22 protein-coding genes and 1 pseudogene are annotated in these 24,161 nt (G+C 76.2%); 16 read left to right on the top strand and 7 right to left on the bottom strand.

Annotated features, from left to right (window positions below; all coding sequences use genetic code 11):
- Positions 1 to 134 precede the first annotated feature (134 nt).
- Positions 135 to 956, top strand: a complete 822-nt coding sequence (locus ACFVQZ_RS00370; protein ID WP_383618488.1) for a hypothetical protein — start codon at positions 135 to 137, stop codon at positions 954 to 956.
- A gap of 31 nt (positions 957 to 987) precedes the next feature.
- Here ACFVQZ_RS00370 and ACFVQZ_RS00365 read toward each other — a convergent pair whose 3' ends face one another.
- Positions 988 to 1,317 (bottom strand): DUF6401 family natural product biosynthesis protein, encoded by a 330-nt coding sequence (locus ACFVQZ_RS00365; protein ID WP_030495444.1) that lies wholly within the window; start codon positions 1,315 to 1,317, stop codon positions 988 to 990.
- 235 nt (positions 1,318 to 1,552) lie between these two features.
- Between ACFVQZ_RS00365 and ACFVQZ_RS00360 the strand changes: the two genes are divergently transcribed.
- Complete coding sequence (locus ACFVQZ_RS00360; RefSeq protein ID WP_383618487.1) at positions 1,553 to 2,893, top strand: cytochrome P450; 1,341 nt, start codon at positions 1,553 to 1,555, stop codon at positions 2,891 to 2,893.
- Positions 2,894 to 3,016: 123 nt separating this feature from the next.
- Complete coding sequence (locus ACFVQZ_RS00355; RefSeq protein WP_383618486.1) at positions 3,017 to 4,495, top strand: fibronectin type III domain-containing protein; 1,479 nt, start codon at positions 3,017 to 3,019, stop codon at positions 4,493 to 4,495.
- Positions 4,496 to 4,513: 18 nt separating this feature from the next.
- Here the strand turns inward: ACFVQZ_RS00355 and ACFVQZ_RS00350 are convergent, their stop codons facing one another.
- Entirely contained in the window at positions 4,514 to 5,716 is a 1,203-nt protein-coding gene (locus ACFVQZ_RS00350; protein ID WP_383618485.1) for a hypothetical protein, read from the bottom strand.
- A gap of 102 nt (positions 5,717 to 5,818) precedes the next feature.
- On the opposite strand from ACFVQZ_RS00350, the gene ACFVQZ_RS00345 reads away from it, so the two are divergent.
- The 11 genes from ACFVQZ_RS00345 (at position 5,819) to ACFVQZ_RS00295 (ending at position 18,475) form a co-directional block, all read left to right on the top strand.
- Complete coding sequence (locus tag ACFVQZ_RS00345) at positions 5,819 to 6,826, top strand: ABC transporter substrate-binding protein (protein ID WP_383618483.1); 1,008 nt, start codon at positions 5,819 to 5,821, stop codon at positions 6,824 to 6,826.
- A gap of 83 nt (positions 6,827 to 6,909) precedes the next feature.
- On the top strand, positions 6,910 to 7,992 hold the full coding sequence (locus ACFVQZ_RS00340; RefSeq protein WP_383619507.1) for a FecCD family ABC transporter permease: 1,083 nt from the start codon (positions 6,910 to 6,912) through the stop codon (positions 7,990 to 7,992).
- A complete protein-coding gene (locus tag ACFVQZ_RS00335; RefSeq protein ID WP_383618482.1) occupies positions 7,989 to 8,996 on the top strand; it encodes a FecCD family ABC transporter permease in 1,008 nt (335 codons plus the stop codon). Before ACFVQZ_RS00340 ends, ACFVQZ_RS00335 begins: the two co-directional genes overlap by 4 nt.
- A 25-nt stretch (positions 8,997 to 9,021) precedes the next feature.
- Complete coding sequence (locus ACFVQZ_RS00330; protein ID WP_383618481.1) at positions 9,022 to 9,852, top strand: ABC transporter ATP-binding protein; 831 nt, start codon at positions 9,022 to 9,024, stop codon at positions 9,850 to 9,852.
- A 56-nt stretch (positions 9,853 to 9,908) separates the two neighbouring features.
- Complete coding sequence (gene amiA / locus ACFVQZ_RS00325) at positions 9,909 to 10,034, top strand: streptamidine family RiPP (RefSeq protein ID WP_321192861.1); 126 nt, start codon at positions 9,909 to 9,911, stop codon at positions 10,032 to 10,034.
- 116 nt (positions 10,035 to 10,150) lie between these two features.
- Complete coding sequence (locus ACFVQZ_RS00320; protein ID WP_383618480.1) at positions 10,151 to 11,023, top strand: hypothetical protein; 873 nt, start codon at positions 10,151 to 10,153, stop codon at positions 11,021 to 11,023.
- Positions 11,020 to 12,510: a CocE/NonD family hydrolase gene (locus tag ACFVQZ_RS00315; RefSeq protein ID WP_383618479.1), complete on the top strand. Its 1,491-nt coding sequence runs from the start codon at positions 11,020 to 11,022 to the stop codon at positions 12,508 to 12,510. Before ACFVQZ_RS00320 ends, ACFVQZ_RS00315 begins: the two co-directional genes overlap by 4 nt.
- Positions 12,507 to 13,886, top strand: a complete 1,380-nt coding sequence (locus tag ACFVQZ_RS00310) for a YcaO-like family protein (protein WP_383618478.1) — start codon at positions 12,507 to 12,509, stop codon at positions 13,884 to 13,886. Before ACFVQZ_RS00315 ends, ACFVQZ_RS00310 begins: the two co-directional genes overlap by 4 nt.
- Positions 13,887 to 13,893: 7 nt before the next feature.
- Positions 13,894 to 14,997 (top strand): SagB/ThcOx family dehydrogenase, encoded by a 1,104-nt coding sequence (locus ACFVQZ_RS00305; protein WP_383618476.1) that lies wholly within the window; start codon positions 13,894 to 13,896, stop codon positions 14,995 to 14,997.
- On the top strand, positions 14,994 to 16,736 hold the full coding sequence (locus ACFVQZ_RS00300) for an ABC transporter ATP-binding protein/permease (protein WP_383618475.1): 1,743 nt from the start codon (positions 14,994 to 14,996) through the stop codon (positions 16,734 to 16,736). Before ACFVQZ_RS00305 ends, ACFVQZ_RS00300 begins: the two co-directional genes overlap by 4 nt.
- Positions 16,733 to 18,475, top strand: a complete 1,743-nt coding sequence (locus ACFVQZ_RS00295) for an ABC transporter ATP-binding protein (protein ID WP_383618474.1) — start codon at positions 16,733 to 16,735, stop codon at positions 18,473 to 18,475. Before ACFVQZ_RS00300 ends, ACFVQZ_RS00295 begins: the two co-directional genes overlap by 4 nt.
- 15 nt (positions 18,476 to 18,490) lie before the next feature.
- On the opposite strand, the pseudogene ACFVQZ_RS00290 reads toward ACFVQZ_RS00295, so the two are convergent.
- Both ACFVQZ_RS00290 and ACFVQZ_RS00285 read right to left on the bottom strand, forming a co-directional pair.
- Positions 18,491 to 18,982, bottom strand: a pseudogene (locus tag ACFVQZ_RS00290) (DoxX family protein); the annotation flags it as partial.
- A gap of 194 nt (positions 18,983 to 19,176) precedes the next feature.
- The gene (locus ACFVQZ_RS00285; protein WP_383618473.1) at positions 19,177 to 20,151 is read right to left on the bottom strand and encodes an RNA polymerase sigma-70 factor; all 975 of its coding nucleotides are present in this window, start codon (positions 20,149 to 20,151) and stop codon (positions 19,177 to 19,179) included.
- Between the two features lie 165 nt (positions 20,152 to 20,316).
- On the opposite strand from ACFVQZ_RS00285, the gene ACFVQZ_RS00280 reads away from it, so the two are divergent.
- Complete coding sequence (locus tag ACFVQZ_RS00280; RefSeq protein WP_030495460.1) at positions 20,317 to 20,556, top strand: hypothetical protein; 240 nt, start codon at positions 20,317 to 20,319, stop codon at positions 20,554 to 20,556.
- Positions 20,556 to 20,933, top strand: coding sequence for a hypothetical protein (locus ACFVQZ_RS00275; protein WP_030495461.1), 378 nt, complete (start codon positions 20,556 to 20,558; stop codon positions 20,931 to 20,933). Before ACFVQZ_RS00280 ends, ACFVQZ_RS00275 begins: the two co-directional genes overlap by 1 nt.
- A gap of 6 nt (positions 20,934 to 20,939) precedes the next feature.
- Here ACFVQZ_RS00275 and ACFVQZ_RS00270 read toward each other — a convergent pair whose 3' ends face one another.
- The 3 genes from ACFVQZ_RS00270 to pgsB form a co-directional block, all read right to left on the bottom strand.
- The gene (locus tag ACFVQZ_RS00270; protein WP_321192863.1) at positions 20,940 to 22,049 is read right to left on the bottom strand and encodes an NlpC/P60 family protein; all 1,110 of its coding nucleotides are present in this window, start codon (positions 22,047 to 22,049) and stop codon (positions 20,940 to 20,942) included.
- A gap of 28 nt (positions 22,050 to 22,077) precedes the next feature.
- On the bottom strand, positions 22,078 to 22,560 hold the full coding sequence (locus tag ACFVQZ_RS00265) for a poly-gamma-glutamate biosynthesis protein PgsC/CapC (protein ID WP_030495463.1): 483 nt from the start codon (positions 22,558 to 22,560) through the stop codon (positions 22,078 to 22,080).
- 73 nt (positions 22,561 to 22,633) lie between these two features.
- Positions 22,634 to 24,154, bottom strand: a complete 1,521-nt coding sequence (gene pgsB / locus ACFVQZ_RS00260) for a poly-gamma-glutamate synthase PgsB (RefSeq protein ID WP_383618472.1) — start codon at positions 24,152 to 24,154, stop codon at positions 22,634 to 22,636.
- Positions 24,155 to 24,161: the final 7 nt, after the last annotated feature.

Raw genomic sequence — 24,161 nt, 5'->3', positions numbered from 1 at the left:
CCCTCCCGCGCGGCTTCCACCCCATCGGCCCAGCAGGAGCGCTGAGAACGGGCGAGGTCGCGGCGCTCGTAGTTACGTCGGGAGTCCAGGCCCCCGTCCGTACGGGGCCCGTCTCCGAGCGGAGTGATGGCGCGATGCCGCAGACCCTCGCCCTCTCGGTCGACTTCGGCCAGGGATTCACGGATGCCTGGTCCGCCGTCGCCGAGTTCGTCCCCAAGTTCATCGCCTTCCTGGCGATCCTCCTCGTCGGCTGGTTCGTGGCGAAGATGATCGCCAAGGTCGCCGACCGACTCCTGCGCAAGGTCGGCTTCGAGCGGATGGCCGAGCGCAGCGGCGTCGCGAACACCCTCAGGGGGTCGAAGTACGACGCCACCGGGATCATCGCCAAGATCCTCTACTACGCGGTGCTGCTGATCGCCCTCCAGCTGGCCTTCGGGGTCTTCGGCCCGAACCCGGTCAGCGTCATGATCAACGGCATCGTCGCCTGGCTGCCGCGGGCGATCGTCGCCTGCGTCATCGTCGTCGTCGCCATGGCCATCGCCCGCGCGGTCCGGGACATCGTCCAGGGCGCGCTGGGCAGCACCTCCTACGGCCGGGTGCTCGCCACGGCGGCGTGGGCGTTCATCGTCGGCCTCGGCGTGATCGCCGCGCTCAGCCAGGCGGGCATCGCGACCTCGGTGACCGGACCGGTGCTGACCGCGGTGCTCGCCACGATCGCGGGCGTCGTGATCGTCGGCGTCGGCGGCGGTCTCGTCACCCCGATGCGCAGCCGCTGGGAGCGGTGGCTGTCGGCCGCCGAATCGGAGACCGGCCGCGCCAAGGACCAGATCTCGGCGTACCAGCGGGGCCGCGCGGACGCCCGCGGCGGCATGTCGGCCGCGCAGGAGCGCATGGGCACGGAGCAGCAGCGCCGCGAGCGGCGCCCCGGCGAGGAGCCCCCGATGGACCCGATGTGACGGACCCCGTCCCGGGAGCCCGGCGTACGGCTCAGGCCGCCAGTAGGTCGTGCTCCCGGATCAGCCAGCAGACGGCCGTCAGCCGCAGCGACGCGAAGTCGTGCCCGACCGGCTCGACCCAGCCGACCTCGGTCAGCCAGTCGGTGAACCCGAGGACGTAGTCGGCGAGCTCCTCCCGGTCGAGCGTCCGGGAGTCCGGCCCGGAGCCCGGACCGCGCTGGGCCGGGAGGAGCGCGTCGCACACCGCGGCGGCGTGCTGGTCGACGGCGGCCACGAGCCCCGGCTCGAAGGAGAACTCCGAGAGCCGGGGCATGTACGTGGCGGCGACGTCGGTCAGCGGGCAGCCGGGCGAATCGTTCATCCCTCCACATTAGGCGGGCATCCGGTCACATCGGGCGGGCATGCGGGCACCCGGACCGTGACGTTGGTCGCAGCCGGGAGGGCTTGCGCCGCCTCCCCCCCGGCGGGCCTCCGCCGCTCCCCGGCAGCCCGCGTGACGCGGCGCACACCCCGGCCGGGACCCCGCCCCCCGCAGTCCGCGTGACGCGGCGCACACCCCGGCCGGGACCCCGCCCCCGGCGTGTTAGCTTCCGGCGGTGACGATCACGGCGGCGGACGGCCGCGAAACCTGCGCGGCACCGTCCGCCCCCGGCCCGGTGCCCGGCCCCGCCGGCCCCCTGGGCCCGCTCGACCTGTTCGGCGACCCCTTCGTGCGCGACCCGCACCCGTGGCTGGACCGCCTGCGGTCCGAGGCGCCCGTGCACCACGACCCCGCCACCGGGCTGTGGCTGGTCAGCCGGCACCAGGACATCCGGCAGGCCCTCCTCGACACCGACCGGTTCCTCCCGGACAACGCCCAGAGCGCCGTCACCCCGCTGTCCGTCGCCGCGATGCGGATCCTCGTCCGCGCCGGCTTCCGGCTCCCGCCCGCGCTCGCCAACAACGGCACCCCGAGCCACGCGGGACTGCGCCGCCTCGTGACACGCTTCTTCGACACGCGGAGCGTCACCGCCGCCGTGCCGGCGATCGAGCGCCTCGCCGGCGAACTCCTCGACGCGCTGCCCCCGCGCGTCCCCGGCACCGACGACCTCGACCTCTTCGGTCCCTACGCGCAGCTCCTGCCCTGCCGGGTGCTCATGGAACTCCTCGGCATCCGCGGCGTCGACCCCGCCACCCTGATCGCCTGGAGCGACGCCTCCCTGGAGCTCTTCTGGGGCCGGCCCACCCCCGCCCGGCAGCTGGAACTGGCCGCACTCGCCGGCGAGTTCCACCAGTGGCTCGCCGCCACCGTCCGCGACGCCACCGCCCCGCCCGGCTCCTTCGTCGCCGCGCTGGCCGCCCACCGGCTGCCCGACGGCACCCCGCTGGACGCCGACACGGCCGTCGCCGCCTGCTTCTTCGTCTTCATCGCCGGCCAGTCCACCACCGGGCAGCTCCTCGCGACCGTGCTCCGCAGCGCCCTCGACGAGCCCGGCGCCTGGGCGCGCGCCGCCGGCGAGCCGGGCTTCGCCGAGGCGTGGGCCGAGGAGGTCCTGCGCCGCGAACCGCCCGTCACCACCTGGCGCCGGGTGACCGCCGCACCCACCCGCCTGGGCGGCGTCGACCTGCCGGCGGGCGCCCACGTCCTGCTCATGCTCATGGGCAGCGGCTCCGACCCCGACGTCTTCCCGGACCCGGCCCGGATGTGCCCGCGCCGGGACAACGCCCGCGGACACCTGGCGTTCGGCGCCGGCCGTCACCTCTGCCCCGGCGCCACGCTCGCGCGTACGGAGGCGGCGGTCGCCCTGCGGGCCGCGGCCCGCCGCCTGCCCGGCCTCCGGCTCGCGGACCCCTCGGCACCGCCCCCGCTGCTCGGCCTGCTGTCGTTCCGGGCCCCGCTGGAGGTGCGGGTGGCACGCCCGGAGGACGCCGCCGCCGACCCCGGCGTCCGGGCCTGAGCCTTCCGCTTCTATGGCAGGGCGCGCCACACCCGTCCGCGCGGATGTGGTGGACCGACCCGTGGGCGCGCTCCCGCCCGTTCACCAGGATGTCCGCATCTCGACCCCCTCTGGAGATGCGACATGAAGATCAGGACATTCCTCGTCGCCGTGCTGGCGGCCGTCGGCGTCGCCGCGTCGACGGCTCCCGGCGCCGCGGCGGCCGTCCCGGCGCCCACCCGCGGCACGCTGCAGCAGTACGACATCACCGCCACGTACGTGAGCGGGCTCTCGTCCGGCGGATTCATGGCGAACCAGCTGCACGTCGCCTACTCCGACGTCGTCCAGGGCGCCGGCATCTTCTCGGCCGGTCCCTACGACTGCGCCCAGAACAACCTCAACACCGCCCTGTACGCGTGCATGGACACCTTCCAGGCCCGCAAGACCCCCGCCCAGCTGGAGCAGTTGACCCGCGACCGGGCCGCCGCCGGCACGGTCGACCCGGTCGCCCGCCTCTCCGGCGACAAGGTCTGGCTCTTCCACGGCACCAACGACAGCACCGTCAAGGCGCCCGTCAACGACGACCTCGCCACCTACTACCGGGACTTCGGCGCCGACGTCGTCTACGACGACGCGTCCGCCGCCGGGCACGCCTGGGTCAGCCCGATCGGCCCCAACTCCTGCGCCTCCACCAGCTCCCCGTACGTCAACAACTGCGGCGGCGACCCCGTCAGGTCCATGCTGACCCACCTGCTCGGCAGCGTGAAGCCGGCCTCCACGTCCGCCCTCACCGGGAAGCTGGTCCAGTTCGACCAGAGCGCCCACACGCCCGGCGGCAGCCCCGGCGCGATCAGCATGGGCGCCGAGGGCTTCGCGTACGTCCCCCGGTCCTGCCAGGACGGCGCCCCCTGCACCCTGATGGTCACCCTCCACGGCTGCTACCAGTCCTACGGGCAGGTCGGCACCGCGCTCATGGACAAGGCGTACCTCAACGAGTACGCCGACACCAACGACATGATCGTCCTGTACCCGCAGGCCACCACCATGACCGGCAACCCCCGTGCCTGCTGGGACTGGTGGGGCTACAAGTCCGCCGACTACGCCCAGAAGGGCGGCCCGCAGATGACGGCCGTGATGAACATGGCCAGGGCGCTCGGCGCCACCGGCACCACGAATCCGCCGACCGGACTGCCCGCCCCCGCCGGCCTCACCGTCACCGCCACCACCGACACCACCGCAGCGCTCTCCTGGAACGCGGTCCCCGGCGCCGCCTCCTACCACGTGTACCGCGACGGCACGCGCGTCGGCGGCACTGCCCCGATCACCACGCCCGCGTACACCGACACGGGCCTCACCCCCGGCACGGCCTACCGGTACACGGTCGCCGCCGTCGACTCCGCCGGCACGCCCGGCGCCCGCTCCGGCGCGGTGACCGCCACCACCACGGGCGCCACCGCCGTCTGCGTCACCGCCAGCAACTACGCCCACACCCAGGCCGGCCGCGCCCACCAGTCCGGCGGCTACGCCTACGCCAACGGGTCGAACCAGAAGCTCGGCCTGTGGAGCGTCGGCGTCTCCAGCACCCTCAAGGAGACCGCCCCCGGCCACTGGGTGATCTGCTGATCCGGCGGACGCGGCGGGTCAGCGGCCGACCGGGTCGCCTTCCGCGCCGTCGCCGCGGCCGGCGAGCGCCAGGTGACCGCCGTGGTGCAGGGGGGTGCTGAGGCGGATCCGGGCCGTCTCCCGGCCGGTCCGCGCGTCCAGGAGGTGGACCTCGCCGTGCCCGCCGCGGGTGACGGCCACGAGGTCGGAGCCCGGTGACGCGGCGACCGCGCGGCGCTCGACGCCCTCCCAGGGGGTGCCGCCCGCGCGGGGGGCGCCGTCCATGGCGGGCAGGGGGACGCGGCGGACGGCCGGGTCGGCGAGGCCGTGGTCCAGCAGGACGAGTTCGTCGCCGTCGGGGTGGACCCGGGTGAAGGCGGTGTGGTTCCGGGCGAAGGCCAGCCGGAAGACGAGTCCGGGCCCGAGGTCGGTGAGCGACGTGCGTCCGGTCGTCAGGTCGTGCCGCCAGGCCCGGTTCGTCCACTCCTGCCAGCGCGCCGGGTCGGACGGGCCGCCGCGCAGCGTGGTCCACAGGGCCGGCCGGCGGGTGTCGAGGCGGAGGTACCAGCCCCGGGCGGGGCAGTCCCACGGGATCACCGCCTCGGCCCGGAGCGCGTCGCCGTCCCGCCGGGCCGTGTGCACGCCGGCCGCCGTGGCGGCGAACACCCGTCCACTGCCCGGCTCGTGGGCGTCGCCGTGCCCGCCGTCGGGCAGCGGCAGCAGCGCGTGGGGCCGTGCCGGGGGGCATCCGGGCGGGGCGGCGAGGAGGTCGGCGAAGCGGTGGACGGCCAGCGCGCCGGGCGTCCGGTGCCGCAGGACGACGAGCGGTTCGGCGCCGCCGAGGACCGTGACGCCCGGCTCGTCGGCGCGGGTGCGGACCCGGGCGGTCTCGCCGGTGGCCAGGTCCACGACCGTGAGCAGGTCCGACCACGGGTCGGTGTTCCGTCCCAGGCCGGTCGTCACCGCCACCAGGCGGCCGGTGGGATCGCAGGCCAGGTGCTCGGCCGGTACGGCGACGGGGACCGCGTGCGCCACGAGCGCGTCGCCGAACGGATCGAGCACCAGCAGCTCGCCCCTGCGGTCGTCGACGCACGCCACCCGCCCGCCCGGCAGCGCCAGGAACCCGGCATGCTCGGAGAGGTGGCGGCCGGTGAGACGGGCGGTGACCGTGCCGTCGGGCACGGCCAGCACGGAGACGGATCCGGCCACGTGGTCGGAAACGAGGAGTGCGGTGTCGGTCAAGGGGTTCTCCGGACGGTAGGGATCCTTCGGCGAGTCAGCTGAAAATGATTATCATGTATGTTCTGTGCGTTCCAGGTTCCCGAGCGGAGAAGGCACCCACCCATGCCGAACGCACCCATCCCGAACGCCCCCACGCCGAGCGCCCGCAGGAGATCCGTACGCGGCTGGCTCACCACCGCCGTCGCCGCCACCCTCCTGGCCGGCTGCGGCACGTCCCCGGAGGCGTCCGCCCCCGACAAGCCCCGGCCGGCCACCAAGGCCGAGACCGCCGTCGAACCCATCGAGGCGGCCACGGAGTTGACCGACGTCAACGGCGTCCGCGTCGCCCTCGACAAGAAGCCGGAGCGGATCGTCTGCCTGTTCGCGCTCTGCGACGACATCCTGACCGAGCTCGGCATCGTCCCGGCCGCCACCAACAGCACCCTGCTCGCCCACCCCCGCTTCCTCGGCGAGGCCGCCGCGAAGAAGGTCCCCGTGGTGCCCGGCGGGTTCATCGCCCCGGAGGTGGAGGCGATCCTCTCCCACAAGCCGGACCTCGTCATCGGCCTGGGCGACACCCACGGCAAGCTCGCCCCGGCCCTGAAGGGCGCCACCACCTTCTGGGCCATGCAGCCCGAGACGTGGGAGGACAGTGTGGGCTACCTGCGCGACACGGCCGCCCTCACCGGCCGCACGGCGGCGGGGGAGAAGGCCGAGAAGGTGTTCCGCACCAGGCTCGCCGCGGCGGAGCGGGCCCCGAGCGACAAGACCGCCCTCGTCATCTACGGCAGCGACGAGAACTTCGGCGTGGCCACCCCGGACGGCGACGTGACCGCCAGCCTCTTCCCCCGGTTCGCCGCCTACCCGTGGAAGTCCCGCGGCGTCGAAGGCAGTTACAGCCTGGAGGAGATCCTCGCGCAGGGCGTCGACGTGCTGTTCGTCGAGACGATGAGCTTCGGCGGCGCCGACGGCAAGCTGTCCGAAAAGCTCGCGAAGAACCCCCTGTGGGGCAAGATCCCCGCGGTGCGCGACGGCGCCGTCCACGAGGTGGACCCCGAGGTCTGGGCCAAGGGGCGCGGCACCCGCTCGATGGGCATCGTCCTCGACGAGGCCACGGCCGCGCTGCGGTGAGCGCCACCCCTCCGGCGACGTCCGGGACGGCCGGGCGCCGTACGCGCCCCGGCCGCCGCGGGCAGCCGCTGCTCGTGCTCGCGATGCTGGGAGCCGCGGCGCTCTGCGCGCTGTGCCTCGGCACCCCGTACGTCCCGCCGCACCGGCTCCTCGGCGCCGTCCAGGACGGACAGGACACCCTCGCCGGCCTCGTCGTCACCGAACTCCGCCTCCCCCGGCTGGTGCTGGCCGTCACCGCCGGCGCCTGCCTGGGGGCCGCGGGACTGGTCCTCCAGGAAGCGCTGCGCAACCCGCTGGCCGTCCCCGAGATGCTGGGCGTCTCGTCCGGCGCGGCCCTGGGCGTCGCGGCACCGCTGGTCCTCGCGCTGTCCCTGCCCGCCCCGGTCCAGCCGCTCCTGGCGCTGGGCGGGGCGGTGCTCGGCGGCGGGCTCACCCTGCTCGCCGCCGGGCTGGGGCGCAGCCCGTCCGCCGTGCTCCTGACCGGCGCCGCCGTCGCCGCCGCGCTCCAGGCGGCGCTGCTGGTCCTCATGGTCATGGCCGACCAGCTCGACCTCCAGCTCATCTACCGCTATCTCCTTGGCTCCCTCTCCGCCCGCACCTGGGACGACGTCGCCGGCCTGTGGCCGTGGCTGCTCGTCGCGGCCCCCGCCCTGCTGCTGTGCGCGCCCGTGCTCTCCGTGATGCGGCTGGGCGACGCGGACGCCGAGGCGCTCGGCGTCCGCGCCCACCGGGCGAGGCTGGCGGCACTCGCCCTGGCCGTCGTGCTGATCGCGCCCGTCACGGCGGTGTGCGGGCCGGTGGCCTGGGTCGGCTTCCTCGCGCCGCACGTGGCCCGGTGGTTCCGCCCCGACGCCGGGGCGGTGCGCTGGCTCGGATGGTCGGCCGCCTGGGGCGCCGTGGTCGTGGTCGTCGCCGACGTGCCCGCCCGGCTGGCCCTGGCCCCCGTCGAGACACCGGCCGGCGCCTGGACGGCCCTGCTGGGCGTCCCGGCCGGTGTCGCGCTGATGCGGACCCGGCGCCGCGCCTGTGCGGCCGGGAGCGCCGCCGCCGGCGGGAGCGCCGTACCCACGCGGCTCGCCGGGCCGCGTACGCCCGAGCCCTCGGCGGCGTCCGGGAGTGCGCCGCCGACCTCCGGGCGGCCGGCCGGATCGGAGGGAGTGCGATGAGGCGGCGTTTCGCGGTGCTCGCCGTGCTGGCCCTCGTCTGCGCCGGGGCGGACCTCGTGGCGGGGCGCGGCATGTCGCCGGCCGCCGCGTGGGACGTGCTCGCGGGCGGCGGCGACATGACGGAGCGTCACATCCTGCTCCAGCTGCGGATCCCCCGCACCCTGGTGGCCCTCGGCGCCGGAGCGAGCCTCGCCGTCGTCGGTCTGGTCCTCCAGTCCGCGCTCCGCAACCCGCTGGCCGGCCCCGAGGTCACCGGCGTCACACCGGGCGCGGTCCTCGGGGCGGTGCTGGCGACGGCCCTCGGGTTCGCGGGCTGGGAGTCGCCGCTCGCCGTGGTCGCCGCCGCCTGCGCGGGCGGCTGCGCCGGAGCGCTGCTGCTGTGGCTGCTCGCCGGCCGGACGGGAGGGGACCCCGCCCGCACCGCCGTGCACGGGGTGCTGGTGTCGGCGGTCCTCGGCGGATTCACCGCCATGGTGTTGCTGGTCGAGCCGGGCCAGCTCGGCAGCGTCGTGCAGTGGCTGGTCGGCACCACGGAGGGCCGGGTGTGGGAGCACTGGCACCTGCTGTGGCCCTGGGCCCTGTTCTGGGGCGCGGCGGCCTGGCTGCTCGCCGGCCCGCTGACCCTGCTGCGGTGCGGCGACGACACCGCGCGGGCGCTGGGCCTCGCCGCCCACCGGGCCCGCGCCCTCGCCCTGCTCTGCGCCGTGGCGCTGACGGCGGGCGCGGTGGCCGCCGTCGGGGCGCTCGGCTTCGTCGGCCTCCTCGTCCCGCACCTCGCCGTGGCCGTCTTCGGCGCCGACCTGCGCACCGGGCTGCCCGGCGCGGCGCTGCTGGGCGCGGTCGTGGTGTGCGGGGCGGACGCGGCGGCGCAGCTGTGCTCGCGGCTCGCGGCCGACGCGTTCGGCGCCGGGCCGCTCACCCTGCCGGTCGGCGCGCTCACCGCCTGCCTCGGCGCCGCCCTGCTGCTCGTCGTCGTGCGGCGCGCGCCGGACCGTACGTACTGAAGCCGACGGAGGACGGAAGACAGACATGACCCAGTCCATGGGGATCCACATCGAGGGCGTCCACGTCGGGTATCCCGGACGTCCCGTCCTGCGGGGCGTCGACCTGACGGTGGAGCCGGGGGAGCTGACCGCGCTCATCGGCCTCAACGGCTGCGGCAAGTCCACCCTGCTGCGGGTCGCCGCCGGCCTGCTGGCGCCGGACCGGGGGAGCGTGCGCCTCGGCGGACAGGACCTCGCCGGGCTCTCCCGGCGGGCCACCGCCGCGCGGGTGGCCCTGCTGCACCAGTCCGCGCCGTCCGTACCGGGCATGACGGTGCGTCACCTGGTGCGGCAGGGGAGGTACGCGGCCCGCGGCCCGCTGGGCATGCTGCGCGAGACGGACGACCCGGTCGTCCGGCGCGCGCTGCGCGACGTGGGCGTGGAGGGGTGGGCCGACCGGGACGTCGACGCGCTGTCCGGGGGCGAGCGGCAGCGGGTACGGCTCGCGATGGCGCTCGCTCAGGACACCCGCGTCCTGCTGCTCGACGAGCCGACGACGTACCTCGACCTGCACCACCAGCTCGACGTGCTGCGGACCGTGGTCCGGCTGCGGGAGGAGCGCGGGCTCACCGTGGTGATGGTGCTGCACGACCTGGCGCACGCCGCCCGGTTCGCCGAGCGGATCGTCGCGCTGCGGGACGGCCGCGTGGTGGCCGACGGCAGCCCGAAGGAGGTCGTCACGCCGGTGCTGCTCGCGGACGTGCTGAACGTCGCGGGGCGGGTCGGGAGCGACCCCGAGGGCGGCTGGCCGGTGTGTTACCCAGATCACCCTCTTCCCGGGCCGCAAGATCTAGAAAATGAAAACCATTCCCATTAGTGTCGTCCACGGCGCTCGACCGAACGCCACAACTGCCTTACAGAAAAGGTGAGTTCATGAACAACGAGCAGATCTTCGCCCCGATCGCCGACCCGGGCCAGCTGGCTCACGACTCGGCCTCCCACTCCAACGCCCTCGTCGAGAACCCCTTCGAGGACTCCGTCGAGAGCACCGAGGAGTAAGCGGAGGACCCCCTCCCTCGACCGTGGGCCCGCCCGCCTGTTGCCGTTCCGGGCGGGCCCACGCCTGTTCCGCCCACGCCCTTGCCCCCGTCCCCCAGCGTCGTCAGGAGAACGCCGTGACCCGCAGCCGGCTCGCCCCCGGAGTCGACGTCGTCGCCGTGCCCGGCCGCGGCCTCGCCGTCCGCACCCCCGCAGGAGAGTTCCTCAGCGTCAGGACCCGCGACGCCGACGAGCACGCCCTCCTCGCCCGGCTCGCCGGTGACGGCCCCGCCCCCGACGCCACCACCGGAACCGCTCCCGGCGACGAGGAACTGCGGCGCGTCCTCCAGGCGTTCGAGGACGCCGGCTACCTCGCCGACGCACCCCCGCCCCCGCGCTGGCCCGCCGCCCGCCGGTCCGTCCGCCTGCTCGGCGCCCCCGCACTGACCGGCCCCCTCGCCGCCCACCTGACCGCCCTCGGCGCCGAACCCCGCACCACCCCCACCCCGGAAGGCGTACGGCCCCCGGACCTCGACGCCCTGCTCGACGGACGGCCCGCCGCCGTCGTCTGGTGCCTCGACGGCCCCGTCCCCGACGGACTCTGGGACGCCGCCGACCGGCTCCCCGGCCACGGCGTCGCCTGGCTGCGCTGCCACCGCGAGGGCTGGCAGGCGTACGTCGAACCGCTCGCCGCCGCCCCCGGCGACGTCACCGCCGCCCACGTCCGCACCCGCCGCCTCGCCGCCACCCCCGCCCACCGCGAACTGGCCGCCTACTGGACCGGTCCCCGCACCTCCGGCGCCCCCGCCCGCCTCACCCCGCCCGTCGCCGCGCTCCTCGCCGCCCTGCTCGCCGACGACCTCAGCCGCTGGGCCACCGACACCCCGGCCAGCGCCGGTTTCCCCGCCCGCCGCCGCCTCCGCGCCGTCGACCTGCGCACGCTGACCGTCACCGACCACCCCGTCCTGCCGGTGCCGCCGGTCGCCCCCGTACCGGAGAAGACCGCGTGACCGCGCCCGCCCCGGCGCCGGCCGCCGTCGGCGGACTCGCCACCGACGTCCACCTCCCCGACGGCCCCGGCCCGTTCCCCGCCGTCCTCCTCCGCACCCCCTACGACCGCACCCGCCACCGCGCCGAGGCGCGCTCCTGGGCCCGCCACGGCTTCGCCGCCGTCGTCCAGGACGTCCGCGGCCGGCACGCCTCGCCCGGCCGCTGGCAGCCCTACGCGCACGAGACCGCCGACGGCACCACGGCCGCCCGGTGGATCCGCCGCCGGCCCTGGAGCGACGGACGGCTCGTCGCCGCCGGCGCCTCCTACGCCGCCCACTGCGCCGTCACCCTCGCCCTCGAAGCCCCCGCCGACGCCCGCCCGGACGCCGTCATCGCGGCCGTCCCCGCGCTCGGCGCCGCCGACACCGCGCGCGAACCCACCGGACCGGAACGGCTCCGCGCCCGCGCCGGCTGGTGGGCCGCCCACGGCGACCGCCCCGACACCGACGAGCACGCCCTCGCCACCGCCCTCGCCGAGGACCCCGCCCTCCTCGCCCACCTGCCGGTGACCGCCCTGCCCCAGCGGCTCGGCCGGCCCCTGCCCTCCTGGCCGGGACTCTGGCGGCACCGCGACCGCGGCCGGCTCACCGCCCTCGCCGCCCGCGCCGGCGTGCCGCTGCTCGCCGTCGGCGGCCACCACGACCACTTCACCGACGACACCGTCACCCTGTGGCACACCTGGGGCGGCTCCGCCGCCCGCCTGCTCCTCGGCCCCTGGGGCCACGGACTCACCGCCGAACCCGGACCCGGCGCCCGCCCCGCCCACCACGCCGACCTCGGCGGGCTGTACGTCCGCTGGGCCCGCCGCGCCCTCGCCGGCGAACTCACCCCGGGCCGGCGCGGCGCCGTCGCGCTCGGCGGCAGCGACCACTGGCTGCCCGCCGACACCCCCACGGAACCCCGCACACCCCGGCTCGCCCTCCTGCACGGCGCCGCCTTCACCGCCGACCCCGACCGCCCCGTCCGCTCCGACGACCTCACCGTCCCCACCGGCGGAACGCCCGACCGCTGCCTGCTGGCCACACCGCCGCTGCCGCGCCCCCTCGACGCGCTCGGACCCGTCCGCGTACACCTCCGCGCCCGCGCCGAAACCACCCACACCGACTGGGCCGCCCGCCTCGTCGCCCTCACCCCGCACGGCACCGCCGAACGCCTCGCCGCCGGCATTCTGCGCCGCGAGCAACCAGCGGGCGAGGAAGCCGAGTTCACCATCCTGCTGGGCCGGATCGCCCGCCGGCTGCCCGCCGGCACCCGGCTCCGCGTCGAGATCGCCGGACACCACTTCCCCGCCCACGCCCGCCACCCCCACACCGCCGACGACCCGGTCACCGCCACCCGGCTCCTCGCCTCCCGCCGCCACGTCACCCCCGGAAGCGTCACGCTCACCCTCCCCGCCCTCACCGCCCGCCCCGCCACCACCGACCCCGCCAAGGAGCTCCTGCGATGACGACGCTGCCGCTGGAAGCACTCGTCGACCCGGTCTGCGGCCTCGTCCGCAAGGTCAAGCCCGTCGAGCACCCCCCGGGCACCCCACCCCGCTACACCGCGCTCACCGCCGAGATATCCGACGCCCGCAGACACGGCCTGTGGCCCGCCGACCGGGTCTCCCTCGGCACCACCTTCGGCGACCCCGCACAGGCCCGCGTCGCCGCCATCGCCGAAGGCGTCGAACGGTACTGCGGCAACCGCGTCCCGCCCGCCGGCCACCCCGACGCCCCGCTGCGCGCCACCGCCGCCGAACTCGCCGACAAGGGGCTGCGCCTGTACGGCCCCGGGGACCTGCCCGCGTACGCCGCCTGGCAGTACGACCGGGCCGGGTTCCCGTACCGGCGGCTCACCGCCGACACCCCCGCCCTCTGGACGCGCGGCACCGAGCACCTGCCCGACGGCGCCACCACCGAGGTGTGGGCGCCCGTCGCCCTCACCCACCTCAACTGGCGCCAGGGCGACCTCCGCGACCTGCCCCGCACCCACCACCTCAACTACGCGGGCATCGCCACCGGACAGGGACTCGACGACGCCGTCGAACGCGGCCTCCTGGAGACCGTCGAACGCGACGCCCTCGAACTCTGGTGGCACCTCGACGGCCCCACCCGCGGCATCGACCCCGCCAGCGTCCCCGGCCTCCTGGACGACCTCGCCGGCTCCGCCCTCGACGTCCACCTCGTGGAGATGCCCTCGGAGTTCGCGCCCTGCGTCGGCGCCCTCGTCCACGACCCCGCCCTCGGCCTGTACGCGGCCGGCTTCGCCTGCAAGTACGACCCCGCCGAAGCCGCCCGCAAGGCGGTCCTCGAAGCCGTCCACACCTGGGTCTTCACCCAGGGCCTCACCGGCCCCGACGGCTGGGTCTTCCAGGCTGTCGACGCCGGCCTCCTCGCCCGCGGCCTCTACCTGGACCACCGCCCCGACGCCCGCTACCTCGACGCCTGCGGCCCCGACTTCGCACACGTACGGGACCTGGGCGCCCACGTCCAGGTGTGGCTCGACCCCCGCGTGGCGGCCGAGGCCCGCCGGTTCACCGACCCCGCCCACGGCACCGTCCCCGTCGACGCCGTCGAACCCGGCAGCCGCGAACGGCTCACCCGCGCCCTCCACGCCGGCGGCCACCGGGTGATGACCTTCGACCTCACCACCGAGGACGTCGCCGAGACCTCGCTGCGCGTCGCCCGGGTCCTCGTCTCCGGACTCCTCCCCAACGCCCCCGCCGCCTTCGGCTACTTCGGCTGCCCCCGGCTCGCCGACACCGCCGTCCGGCGCGGCTGGCGCACCACCGCGCCCAGCGGCCCCGAGGACTTCACGCTCGCCCCGCCGCCGCACATGTGAGGCCGCCATGGACCACCCCGACGACCTCCCCGCCGCCCTCGCCGACGCCCGCTCCGCTTGCCTCCCCGGCCCCGACACCCCGGCCGGACCCGCCGTCCCCGCCTGGCCCGGACCACCGCTCGCCCTGCCGGAAGCCGGCCCCGCGGAACTCGACCTCGACGCCCTCCTCCGGCTCTCCCTCGCCGCCGCCGACACCTCGGGACGCCTGCGGCCCGCGCCGTCGGCCGGCGCGCTCCACCCGGTGGACGCCGTGCTCGCCGTGGGGGAGGGCTGCTCCCTGCCGCCCGGCCGCTACGGCTACGACCCGCTCCGCCACCGCGTCCACCGCCTCGGCGAACCCCGCGCGGACGGCACCCCCGGGGTGACCGTCGAACTCTCCGTCACCGCCCGGCGGACCGCCTCCCACTACGGGCACCGGGCGTGGCCGCTGCTGCTCCTCGACACCGGGCACGCCGCCGCCGCGCTCCACCTGGCGGGCCGGGCGCTGGGCGCGGCAGCGCCCGTACCCCGCCTGGACGGCGACCCGGCGCACGACAGCGTGCTCGCCACCGTCCCCATACCCCCGCCCGCCCCCGCGCCCCCGCCGGCCCGCTTCCCGCCTGCCGCGCTCCTGGCCCGCCGCAGCGACCCGCCGCCGCTGACCGGCACCCCGCCCGCCGATGCGCTCGGCGCCGTCCTCGCGACCGCCGAACAGGCCGGCGGCACCGAACTGCGCTGGTGCGCGGCCGTGGGCGGCGCCCGGCCCGGACTCCTGGAAGCGGCCCCCGACGGCGGGACGCCGCGCCGGTCCGCCGCCGGCGACGCCCGGCCGACGCTCGCCGTCTGGGCGGCACAGCAAGGGTGGATCGCCGGCGCGGGCGCCGTGCTGCTCGCCCGCGGCTGTCCCGCCGACGCCGGCGCGCCGCACATCCGCCGCACCCACCTGCGCGCCGGCTTCGCCGTCCACCTGGCCCACCTGACCGCGCGCCGGCACGGCCTGACCGCCCGGCCCGTCGGCTCCTGGCAGCAGGCCGACCTCGGCGCCGCGCTCGGCGTCCCGCCCGGCAGGGACTGGATCGTCCACGCACTGGCCCTCGGCACCCGCCCCGCCGACGAGGAGAACACCCCATGACCGTCGTCCACCCCGAACTCCGCCGCGCCGCCAGGACCGCCCGCCGCCCCCTGCTCGCCGCGACCCTCCTGCACGGCGCCGTCACCGTCACCCACCTGGCCCAGGCCGTCCTCCTCGCCCTCGCCCTCGCCGACCTCGCCCGCGCCCGGACCGAACGCCTGCCCTGGCTCCTCGCCGCGGTCCTCGCCGTCGTCGCCGCGCGCGCCGCCCTCGCCACCCGGCAGCGGCGCACCGCCGGCCGCGCCGGAGCCGAGGCCAGGGTCGCGCTCCGCGACGAACTCCTCGCCCGCCTCGGCCGGCTGGGCCCCGCCCATCTGACCACCGCCCGCGCCGGAGCCGTCCGCACCACCCTCGTCGACGGCGTCGAAGGAGTCGACGCGTACGTCTCCCGCTACCTCCCCCAGCTCCTCCTCACCCTCGCCGTCCCACCGCTGCTCCTCGCCGTCACGGCCCTGGTGGAACCCGCCGCCCTGCTCGCCCTCGTCCCCGCCCTGCTCCTCGCCCTCGCCGGCCCCCGCGCCTGGGACCGTCTCCTCGCCCGCCGCGGCAAGGAGCACTGGGACACGTACGAACGCCTCGGCGCCGACTACCTGGAAGCCCTCCAGGGCATGCCCGCCCTGCGCGCCGCCGGCGCCGTCCGCCGCACCCGCGCCCGCCTGGAGGAACGCTCCACCGCCCTGCACCGGGCGACCGTCGCCCAGCTCCGCGTCTCCCTCGTCACCACCGGCATCACCGACCTCGCCATCCAGGGCGGCACGGCCGCCGCCGCCCTCCTCGCCTGCCGGTCCGCCGTCGGCGGCGCCACCACGGCGACCGGCACCTATCTCGTCCTGCTCCTCGCCGCCGAATGCTTCCGGCCGGTCCGCGACCTCGCACGCGAATGGCACGCCGGGTACCTGGGAGCGTCCGCCGCCGACGGCATCGCCGCCCTGCGCACCGCCGAACCCGCCGTCCCCGACACCGGCACCGCCCCCGCCGACTGGCCGACCGCACCCGAACTCCGCTTCGACAACGTCCGGTTCGCGTACGCCGGGGCCGAAGGGCCCGCCCTCGACGGCGTCACCTTCACCGCGCCCGCCGGCCGCACGACCGCGATCGTCGGCCCCTCCGGCGCCGGCAAGTCCACCCTCCTCGCCCTGCTCCTGCGCCACCACGACCCACGCGAGGGCCGCATCACCCTCGACGGGCTCCCCACCACCGACTACGCCCTCGACGCCCTGCGCACCGGCGTCGCCGTGGTCTCCCAGGACACCTACCTCTTCCACGCCACCGTCGCCGACAACCTCCGCATGGCCCGCCCGGACGCCACCGACGACGACCTCGCCACGGCGGCCCGCGCCGCCGGCGTCCACGACGAGATCACCGCCCTCCCCGACGGCTACGCCACCGTCCTCGGCGAACGCGGCGACACCCTCTCCGGCGGCCAGCGCCAGCGCCTCGCCCTCGCCCGCGCCCTCCTCTCCGACGCCAGGGTCCTCGTCCTCGACGAAGCCACCAGCTCGGTCGACGAACGCCGCGAGGCCGACATCGTCCGCGCCCTGGCGAAGGCCGCGGGCGACCGCACCGTCCTCGTCGTCGCCCACCGCCTCGCCGCCGTCCGCCACGCCGACCACATCGTCGTCCTCGACGCCGGACGCGTCGACGACACCGGCGACCACACCCGCCTCGTCGAGGCCGGCGGCGTCTACGCCCGCCTCGTCGCCGCCGGCCGCACCCACCCCGGAGACCTCGCCGCATGACCGCCACGCCCCCGCCCTCCGCCGCCGCACCCGACCGGGGCGCCCTGCGCGCCCTGCTCCCCGCCCTCGCCGCCCACCGGCTGATGACCGCCCGCACCTGCGCCGCCGCCCTCCTCGAGCAGGGCTCCCTCGTCGCCCTGGCGGCCCTGGCCGCCCACACCGTCGGCAGGGCCGTCATCGAGCACCGGGCGCCCGCCGCCGGCACGGTCGCCGCGCTCACCGCCCTCGTCGCCCTGCGCACCCTCATGACCTGGCGCGAGATGGACCTCTCCCACGACCTCGCCTACCGGGTCCTCGCCGCCCTGCGCGTCCGCGTCTTCGACGGACTCGCCCGCAGCGCCCCCGCCCGCGTCGCCGGCCGCCGCAGCGGCGACCTCGCCGCCACCGCCCTCGCCGACGTGGAGGCACTGGAGTTCTTCTACGCCCACACCACCGCCCAGATCCTCGCCGCCGGCACCGTCTTCACCGGCGGCGCCACCGTCCTCGCCCTCGCGGAACCCTGGCTGCTGGCCGCCGTCCTGCCCGCCGCCGCCCTCCTCACCGCCGCGCCGTTCGCCCAGGCACGCCGGCGCGCGGTCCGCGGCGCCCGCACCCGGGACGCCCTCGCCGCGCTCTCCGCCGACACCGTCGAAACCGTCGACGGCCTGCGCGAACTGCTCGCCTTCGGTGCCCTCGGCGCCCGCCGCCGCCGGCTCGCCGCCGCCGGACGGACGGTGGGCGACGCCCAGCGCGCCGAGGCGACCGCGGAAGCCGTCGCCGCGGCCTTCCGCGACCTCGTCATCGTGGCGGCGGTCCTCGGCGTGGTGGCCACCGCCGCCCACTCCGTCACCTCGGGGCGGCTGCACGGCGCCTGGGCCCCCGCGGCGATGGCCCTCGCCCTCGCCGTCCTCGGCCCCGTCGCGGAAGCCGCCCGCGCCCTCAGCCAGGCCGTCTCGCTGCGCGCCGCCGCCGCCCGCGTCGGCGCCGCCGTCACCGCCCCCGCGCTCGCCCCGCCTCCGGCCGACCCCCGCCCCCTGCCCCCGGGCCCGCTCGGCATCCGGCTGCGCGGCGTCCGCTTCGACTACGGCGGCGCGACCGTGCTCGACGGCCTCGACCTGACCGTCCCCGCCGGGCAGACCCTCGCCCTGGTCGGCGCCTCCGGCGCCGGCAAGTCCACCTGCGCCCACCTCATGGCCCGCTTCTGGGACCCCGCTGACGGCACCGCCCAGCTCCTCCCCGCCGACGGCGACCCCGTTGACTTGCGCGACCTGGACGACACCGCACTCCGCCGCGCCGTCGCCCTGGTCGGCCAGGAGACCCCCCTCTTCCACGGCACCCTCGCCGAGAACCTGCGGCTCGCCGCCCCCGACGCCGACGACGCCCTCCTCGCCGAGACCGCCCGCCGCTGCGGCGTCGACCGGATCGCCCCCCTGGACACCGTCATCGGCGAACGCGGCGCCACCCTCTCCGGCGGGCAGCGCGCCCGGATCGCCCTCGCCCGCGCCCTCCTGGCCCGGCCGCGCGTCCTGATCCTCGACGAGTCCACCGCCAACCTCGACAACAGCAGCGACGCCGAACTCGCCGCCGCCCTCCACGACCCCGACCGCACCACCGTCGTCATCGCCCACCGCCGCACCACCATCCGCCGCGCCGACCGCGTCGCCGTCCTCGAAGCGGGCCGCGTCACGGAGCAGGGCACCTGGGAGGAGCTCACGGCCCGCCCCGACAGCGCCCTGCACCGCAGCCTCACCCGGCGCTGACGGAGGACGTCCCCGTCACGGCTGCTGCCCGCCGACCCAGCCGCGCCGCTCCGCCCAGTCGCCCGTCAGCTCCTCCGCCGCCGGCAGCGTCAGGAAAGAGAAGGCCGCCAGGACGACGAGCAGCCCCACCGACACGGCCCACTCCCGGGAACGCGCGACCGGCCGGACCCTGCGGAGCCGCGTCTCCGGGACCCGCCGGCCGGCGGGCCGCAGGGACCACGACACGACGGCCAGCACGAGGTAGATCAGCGGCGGTCCCCACGACACGGGGCCGTCGCCCAGCGCCAGATGCGACACCACGGCCCCCGACCACATCAGTACGGCCCCGGCGTACGCCCACTCCTTCACCACCCGGAATCCCGGCACGGCGAGGGCGACGGCCGCGGCCAGCTGCCACACGCCCGACAGCGGCGCGAAGTAGTCCGGGTAGCCGAGGTGGTCCAGCTGCGCGTCGATCCAGTCGATCGTCACCAGGTTCCACGCCGCTCCGGCGGTCAGCTCGAAGACGACGAAGAAGGTGGCGCCCCAGTAGGCCCCACAAGGCCCACGAGGCCCGGCGGCGCGTCCGGCTCGCTCCGGCCCGCTCTCGGCCTGTCGCGTCCTGTCGGTCGTCGGTCGTCCGGACGTGCGTCATCTCGGCTCTCCTCGGTTCTTCGGCTACGGGGTCGTTCGTGGACGGAGGGGGTCACGGCCCCCGGCCGTCAGCGGCTGATCCGGCGCGGCACGGCCAGCGTGCGCAGCTTCTCCGGGTTGCGGACGGCGTAGACGTGGGTGATCGCGTCGTCCGCGATCTCGATCAGGAACACGCCCTCCAGACGGTCGCCGCGACGGACGACCAGCGCGGGCGCGTGGTTGCAGGTGACCTTCTCGATCCGCAGGTCCGCCAGCGCCCGGCCCTTCTGGAAGAGGGAGGCGAGCCGGGCGGCCACGGCCCGCGCGCCCACCACGGGCCGCAGGGCCGCGAGGGTCTTGCCGCCGCCGTCGGCGGTGAACGCGGCGTCCTCCGCCAGCAGTTCGCGCAGCCCCGCCACGTCGCCCGTGGCGGCCGCCTTCAGGAACCGGTCCGTGAGCCGGGCCGTCGCCGCGCCGTCGGCCGGCTCGAAGCGCCTGCGCCGCGCGTGCACGTGCTTGCGGGCGCGGTGCGCCGCCTGCCGCACGGTGGCCTCGGGCCGGCCGACGGTGGCGGCGATCTCGTGGTGGGTGAACCCGAACACCTCACGGAGCACGAACACCACCCGCTCGTCGGGGCTGAGCGTCTCCAGCACCACGAGCATCGCCATGGAGACCGACTCGGCGAGCACCACGTCCGCCGACGCGTCGTTCTCGTCCACCAGCACCGGCTCCGGCAGCCACGGCCCGACGTACTCCTCGCGCCTGCGGGCGCTCGCCCGCAGGGCGTTCAGCGCCTGACGCGTCACCAGCCGCGCCAGGAACGGCCGGGCGTCCCGCACGGTCGCGAGGTCCACCGCCGCCCACCGCAGATAGCCGTCCTGCAGCACGTCGTCGGCGTCGGCCGCCGAGCCGAGGATCTCGTACGCGATCGTGAACAGCAGGGGCCGCAGCTTCGTGAACCGCTCGGCGTGCGCGTCGGCGGACCGGGAGGCGTCCCCGGTCCGAGACCCGCGGGCGGCCGTGCGGGACGCGCCGCCCCGGGGCGGTGTGGCGTGTTCTGTCATGCCCTCAGGACACCGCCGGACCACCCGGACGTGACACCTTCCGCTGTGACGCACAGCACAGCACAGCACCACACTGCACCACACTGCACCACACAGCAGGGCGGGGCAGGGACGTGAGCCGCGCGACGGGTTCCCCGGCCCGGTAACACTTGTTACCATCCACGCATGGGAAAGACACAGCTGGGCGCCCGCGTCGACGACGACATCGCCGAACTCGCCAGGGCCCGCGCGAAGGACCGCGGACTGAGCCTCGGCGACTACATCGCCTCCCTCGTGCGCGACGACGCCGACGGCATGCGCCGGCGCGGACTGGAGGCGGCGCGCCGCTTCCTCGACGAGCACCAGGCGCTCTTCGACGAGGCGGAGGACGAGGCGCGGCGCTCCACCGGGCCGCAGGCCGCCTGATGGAACTCCACATCGACGTCCCCTGGATCCTCCAGGTCGCCGAACTCGCCGGCGCCGACGACCCGGCACCCGAGGACTACGGAGTCCCGGTCGCGGCCGTCGCCTGCCACCGCGCCGAGCTGCTGGACCAGCCCGTCTACGACGGCGTCTACGCGCGCGCCGCCGCCCTCGTCCACGTCCTCGGCCGCTGCCGCTGGCTGGACCGCTCCAACCTCGCCGTCGCCGCGGCGACCGGCGTCCTCTACCTGGAGGCGTCCGGCGTCAGGGTCCAGCCGACCCGCGAGGACGCCCTCGCCCTGCGCGACCTCCTCCGCGACCCGGCCTGCGGCGCCGCGGCCATCGCCGCCCTGCTGCGCACCTGGTCCCCGCGCGCCTGACGGCGTTCAGAGGCGCTTGGCGCTGCGGAGGGCCTTCGCGTAGTAGCCGTTGCCGTCCAGGCGGGAGACCCCGCCGACGTCGCCGATGGTCGGGCCGTTCACCTCTTCGCGGCTGGAGACGAAGATCAGGTGCCCCTCGGTGTCGTGGCCGAGGACCATGCCGACGTGGTCGAGCCGCTGCCCGGTGCGCCCGTCGAGCTTGAAGAAGACGAGGTCGCCCGGCTGGAGCTGATCGATCGCGGTGGGCCGGTGCTGGGCCCCGACGCCCGTGAGGGGCAGCACGTCCGTACCCTCGCGGGAGCGCGCCATGCCGTTCGCGGTACGCGGCAGACCGTCGCCCGACGTGTCCGAGGACATCAGCGGGTAGCGGGCGCGGTACCCCATCACCATGCGGATGAAGCCGGAGCAGTCCAGCGAACGGGCCCGCATGGCCTCCGGCGTGCCGACGGCGCCGTCGCGGAACGGGTACGGGACGCCCAGGAAGTCGTAGAAGTCCGACTGTTCGAGCCGCAGGTCGCCGCCCTCCGCGCCGGAGGTGTTCAGCGGGCCGAAGGCGGCGTCGCCGGCGATGACGAGACCCTGCGCGTCCTTGCGGGGCGCGGCGCCCGCGACGTACTGGAAGGCGACGGCGAACAGGTCGTCCTCGCGGCTCGTCGCGTACGCGGCGTACCACTCCTTGAACCACGCCGAGTTCTGCGCGTCCTTCGTCCAGCGCTTCGGCATCAGGCGCACCCAGTCGGTCGTGGAGACCCTGGAGGCGGTCGACGCCGGCTCGGCGAAGGTGCGCGCCGGGCCCTTGAGGACGGCCGTCCGGGCGCCGTCCGTCAGCACCGCCCTGACCTGCCCGTCGGCGCCGCGGAGCACGCTCCGCGCCGGGTTCTCCAGCCGCGTCCAGCGCTCCTCGGCCGCGTCGGCGGACGTGCCGGCGGCCTTGGCGCGCGTCCCGTTCAGGACCCCGACGTCGCGGACCTCGGTGACGCCCCGGTCCTCCCGCGCGCGCAGCTCGACGGTGAGGTACCCGGAGGCGGCGACGAGCCCGAGGACGACGAGGCCCGAGAGGACGGGACGGGACCTCTTCCTCCCCGGCGTCCCCGGCTTCCCTGGCATCCCAGTCATGGTTCTTCCTCTGTCTCTCGGGGCGGGTTCAGGCGGCGGGCATGACGCCGAGCAGCAGCCCGGCGGCGATGACGACGTAGGCGGTCAGCGAGACGGTGGCCGTGGCCAGCAGCGTCGGCCCCTTCGGCTGGCGGACCAGCTGGTAGGCGATGAGGCCCGGGACGATGAAGCCGAGCGTCTGGTTGCCGTACAGCAGCGGGAACTCGATCGACAGCACGATCATCACCGTCGCCTGGAGCAGCACGCCCAGCAGCACGACCGCGGCGAAGAGCCGCTTGCCGTACAGGATCACCAGCCGCTGCATCAGCTTGGTGCCCGCGTACGTCAGGGCGGTGACGCCGACGACCATGGCGGCGCGCTGCAGGTCCTCGATGAGAGTCAGGGCGAGCCAGCCCGGGGTGATCATCCCGCCGGGGGAGAGGTTGGTGGTCAGGTAGCACAGCAGGGAGAAGAGCAGCCCGATGGCGATGCCGAGGGCGGCCATCTCGGGGGTCAGGGCGGCGGTGGTCAACGGGGGCTCCGGGAGCGTGGACGGGGAGGGAGGAGGGCGGGCGGGCGGCGGCGGGCGCGCCGCGGCGGGCGGTTCAGCCGCGGGCCGGCGGCAGGCCGTCACCACCGGCCGGACCGCCGAACCAGTCGGCCGACGGGGGGTTCCAGCCGGCCGGCGCGGGGGCGTCGGCCGGCCGGAAGGACTCCGGCGGCTGCCCCGGCCGACCCGGTCGCACCGGCCACGTCGGCCGTTCCGGCCGCCCCGGCTCCGCGTGCTGCACGGGCTCCGCGTGCTGCCGCTCCGGGATCCGGAGGCGCGGGATCCGCAGCGTCTGCGAGGTCTCGTTCCCGTGCTCGTACGCCACGGATTCCGGGCGGCCGGTTCCGCGCGGCGGCTCGGGGGAGCCGGACGGCGCGGCGGTCCCGGCCGGGGTCTCGTCCGCCGGGAGCCCGGCCAGGTACTCCAGCAGCTCCTCGCCCTGGCCGTGGATGTTGCCGATGGCGACGAGCGAGGACCCGTCGGGCATCGCGGCCAGCATGGCGGGCATGAACTCCTCCGCCGGGCGCCGCTCGCCGCCCAGGTCGACCGCGCGGTCCCGCCACGCGGCGGGGATCGCGTCGATGGCGCTCTTGGCGGGGTGTCCGATGACGAAGACGTGGTCCGGCTTCAGGTCCGGGACGATCTCGCCCATCTGCCCGTTGCGCTCGACGCGGTCGGGCCGGCAGTTGACGACGACGTTCAGCGGGCGGCTGATGGCGCCGAGGTCGAGCAGCTGGTTGACGTTCATCAGCGTCGACTCGGGGTCGTTGGCCGCGAAGACGTTGGCGAACGCGAGGCGCTTGTCCTCCGGCGTCACGTACCGCTCCACGGAGAGGACCCCGGGGTCCGGCGGAGCGTCGTACATGCCCTGGAGCGCGACCTCCCGTTCGACGCCGAGGAGTTCGGCGACGGTGAGCGCGATGGCGACGTTCTCCTTGAAGGTGAACCAGCTGAAGCCGCGCAGCTCCGCGTCCGTGACCGACTCGGGGTCGGCGTAGACGAGCCGGCAGTTCCGGGCGTCGGCCTCCTCCTGGAGGATGGCGAAACGTTCCTTCTCGGCGGTGACGCAGATGCCGTTCTCCGGCATCGAGCGGCACAGCGACCGGGCCACGTCGTCCAGCGTGGGGCCCATCTCGGCCAGGTGGTCCTCGCGCACGTTGCACAGCACGCCGATCGTGGAGCGGATCAGCTTGCTCTGGTTGACCTCCTGGAGCGCCGGCATCACCGCCATGCACTCGATGACGAGCGCGTGCGGCCGGTAGGCGGCGGCCCGCCGCACGATGCCGATCTGCTCCACCACGTTCGCGATGCCGAACTTCCGGTAGACCGGCTCCTCGGTCGCGTCGGGGTGGATGAACCGCGCGGCGGTGCCCGTGGTCTTGGCGACGGTCACGAGACCGCCGCCGCGCAGGGCGCCCGCGCACAGCCGGGTGATGGAGGACTTGCCGCGGATGCCGTTGACCAGCACCCGCGCCGGGATCGCGTGGAGGGCGGCGTAGTGCCTGCGCTGTTCCACGATGCCCGCGACCAGCAGGGACACGCTGCTGATCAGCAGTACGAAGTAGAGGTAGAGCACGGCCGGG

Origin of the sequence: Streptomyces sp. NPDC057854 (assembly GCF_042797055.1) — a bacterium.
Taxonomy (GTDB): domain Bacteria; phylum Actinomycetota; class Actinomycetes; order Streptomycetales; family Streptomycetaceae; genus Streptomyces.
Note: the sequence above shows the minus strand (reverse complement) of the source record. Positions and strands in the feature narration are given on the sequence as shown.

What these genes read in the sequence shown, in the direction of transcription:
- ACFVQZ_RS00370 (WP_383618488.1), top strand. Translation starts at nt 135, where the DNA reads ATGCCGCAGACCCTCGCCCTCTCGGTCGACTTCGGCCAGGGATTCACG.
- ACFVQZ_RS00365 (WP_030495444.1), bottom strand. Translation starts at nt 1,317, where the DNA reads ATGAACGATTCGCCCGGCTGCCCGCTGACCGACGTCGCCGCCACGTAC.
- ACFVQZ_RS00355 (WP_383618486.1), top strand. Translation starts at nt 3,017, where the DNA reads ATGAAGATCAGGACATTCCTCGTCGCCGTGCTGGCGGCCGTCGGCGTC.
- ACFVQZ_RS00345 (WP_383618483.1), top strand. Translation starts at nt 5,819, where the DNA reads ATGCCGAACGCACCCATCCCGAACGCCCCCACGCCGAGCGCCCGCAGG.
- ACFVQZ_RS00340 (WP_383619507.1), top strand. Translation starts at nt 6,910, where the DNA reads ATGCTGGGAGCCGCGGCGCTCTGCGCGCTGTGCCTCGGCACCCCGTAC.
- ACFVQZ_RS00335 (WP_383618482.1), top strand. Translation starts at nt 7,989, where the DNA reads ATGAGGCGGCGTTTCGCGGTGCTCGCCGTGCTGGCCCTCGTCTGCGCC.
- ACFVQZ_RS00330 (WP_383618481.1), top strand. Translation starts at nt 9,022, where the DNA reads ATGACCCAGTCCATGGGGATCCACATCGAGGGCGTCCACGTCGGGTAT.
- amiA (WP_321192861.1), top strand. Translation starts at nt 9,909, where the DNA reads ATGAACAACGAGCAGATCTTCGCCCCGATCGCCGACCCGGGCCAGCTG.
- ACFVQZ_RS00310 (WP_383618478.1), top strand. Translation starts at nt 12,507, where the DNA reads ATGACGACGCTGCCGCTGGAAGCACTCGTCGACCCGGTCTGCGGCCTC.
- ACFVQZ_RS00305 (WP_383618476.1), top strand. Translation starts at nt 13,894, where the DNA reads ATGGACCACCCCGACGACCTCCCCGCCGCCCTCGCCGACGCCCGCTCC.
- ACFVQZ_RS00300 (WP_383618475.1), top strand. Translation starts at nt 14,994, where the DNA reads ATGACCGTCGTCCACCCCGAACTCCGCCGCGCCGCCAGGACCGCCCGC.
- ACFVQZ_RS00295 (WP_383618474.1), top strand. Translation starts at nt 16,733, where the DNA reads ATGACCGCCACGCCCCCGCCCTCCGCCGCCGCACCCGACCGGGGCGCC.
- ACFVQZ_RS00285 (WP_383618473.1), bottom strand. Translation starts at nt 20,151, where the DNA reads ATGACAGAACACGCCACACCGCCCCGGGGCGGCGCGTCCCGCACGGCC.
- ACFVQZ_RS00280 (WP_030495460.1), top strand. Translation starts at nt 20,317, where the DNA reads ATGGGAAAGACACAGCTGGGCGCCCGCGTCGACGACGACATCGCCGAA.
- ACFVQZ_RS00275 (WP_030495461.1), top strand. Translation starts at nt 20,556, where the DNA reads ATGGAACTCCACATCGACGTCCCCTGGATCCTCCAGGTCGCCGAACTC.
- ACFVQZ_RS00270 (WP_321192863.1), bottom strand. Translation starts at nt 22,049, where the DNA reads ATGACTGGGATGCCAGGGAAGCCGGGGACGCCGGGGAGGAAGAGGTCC.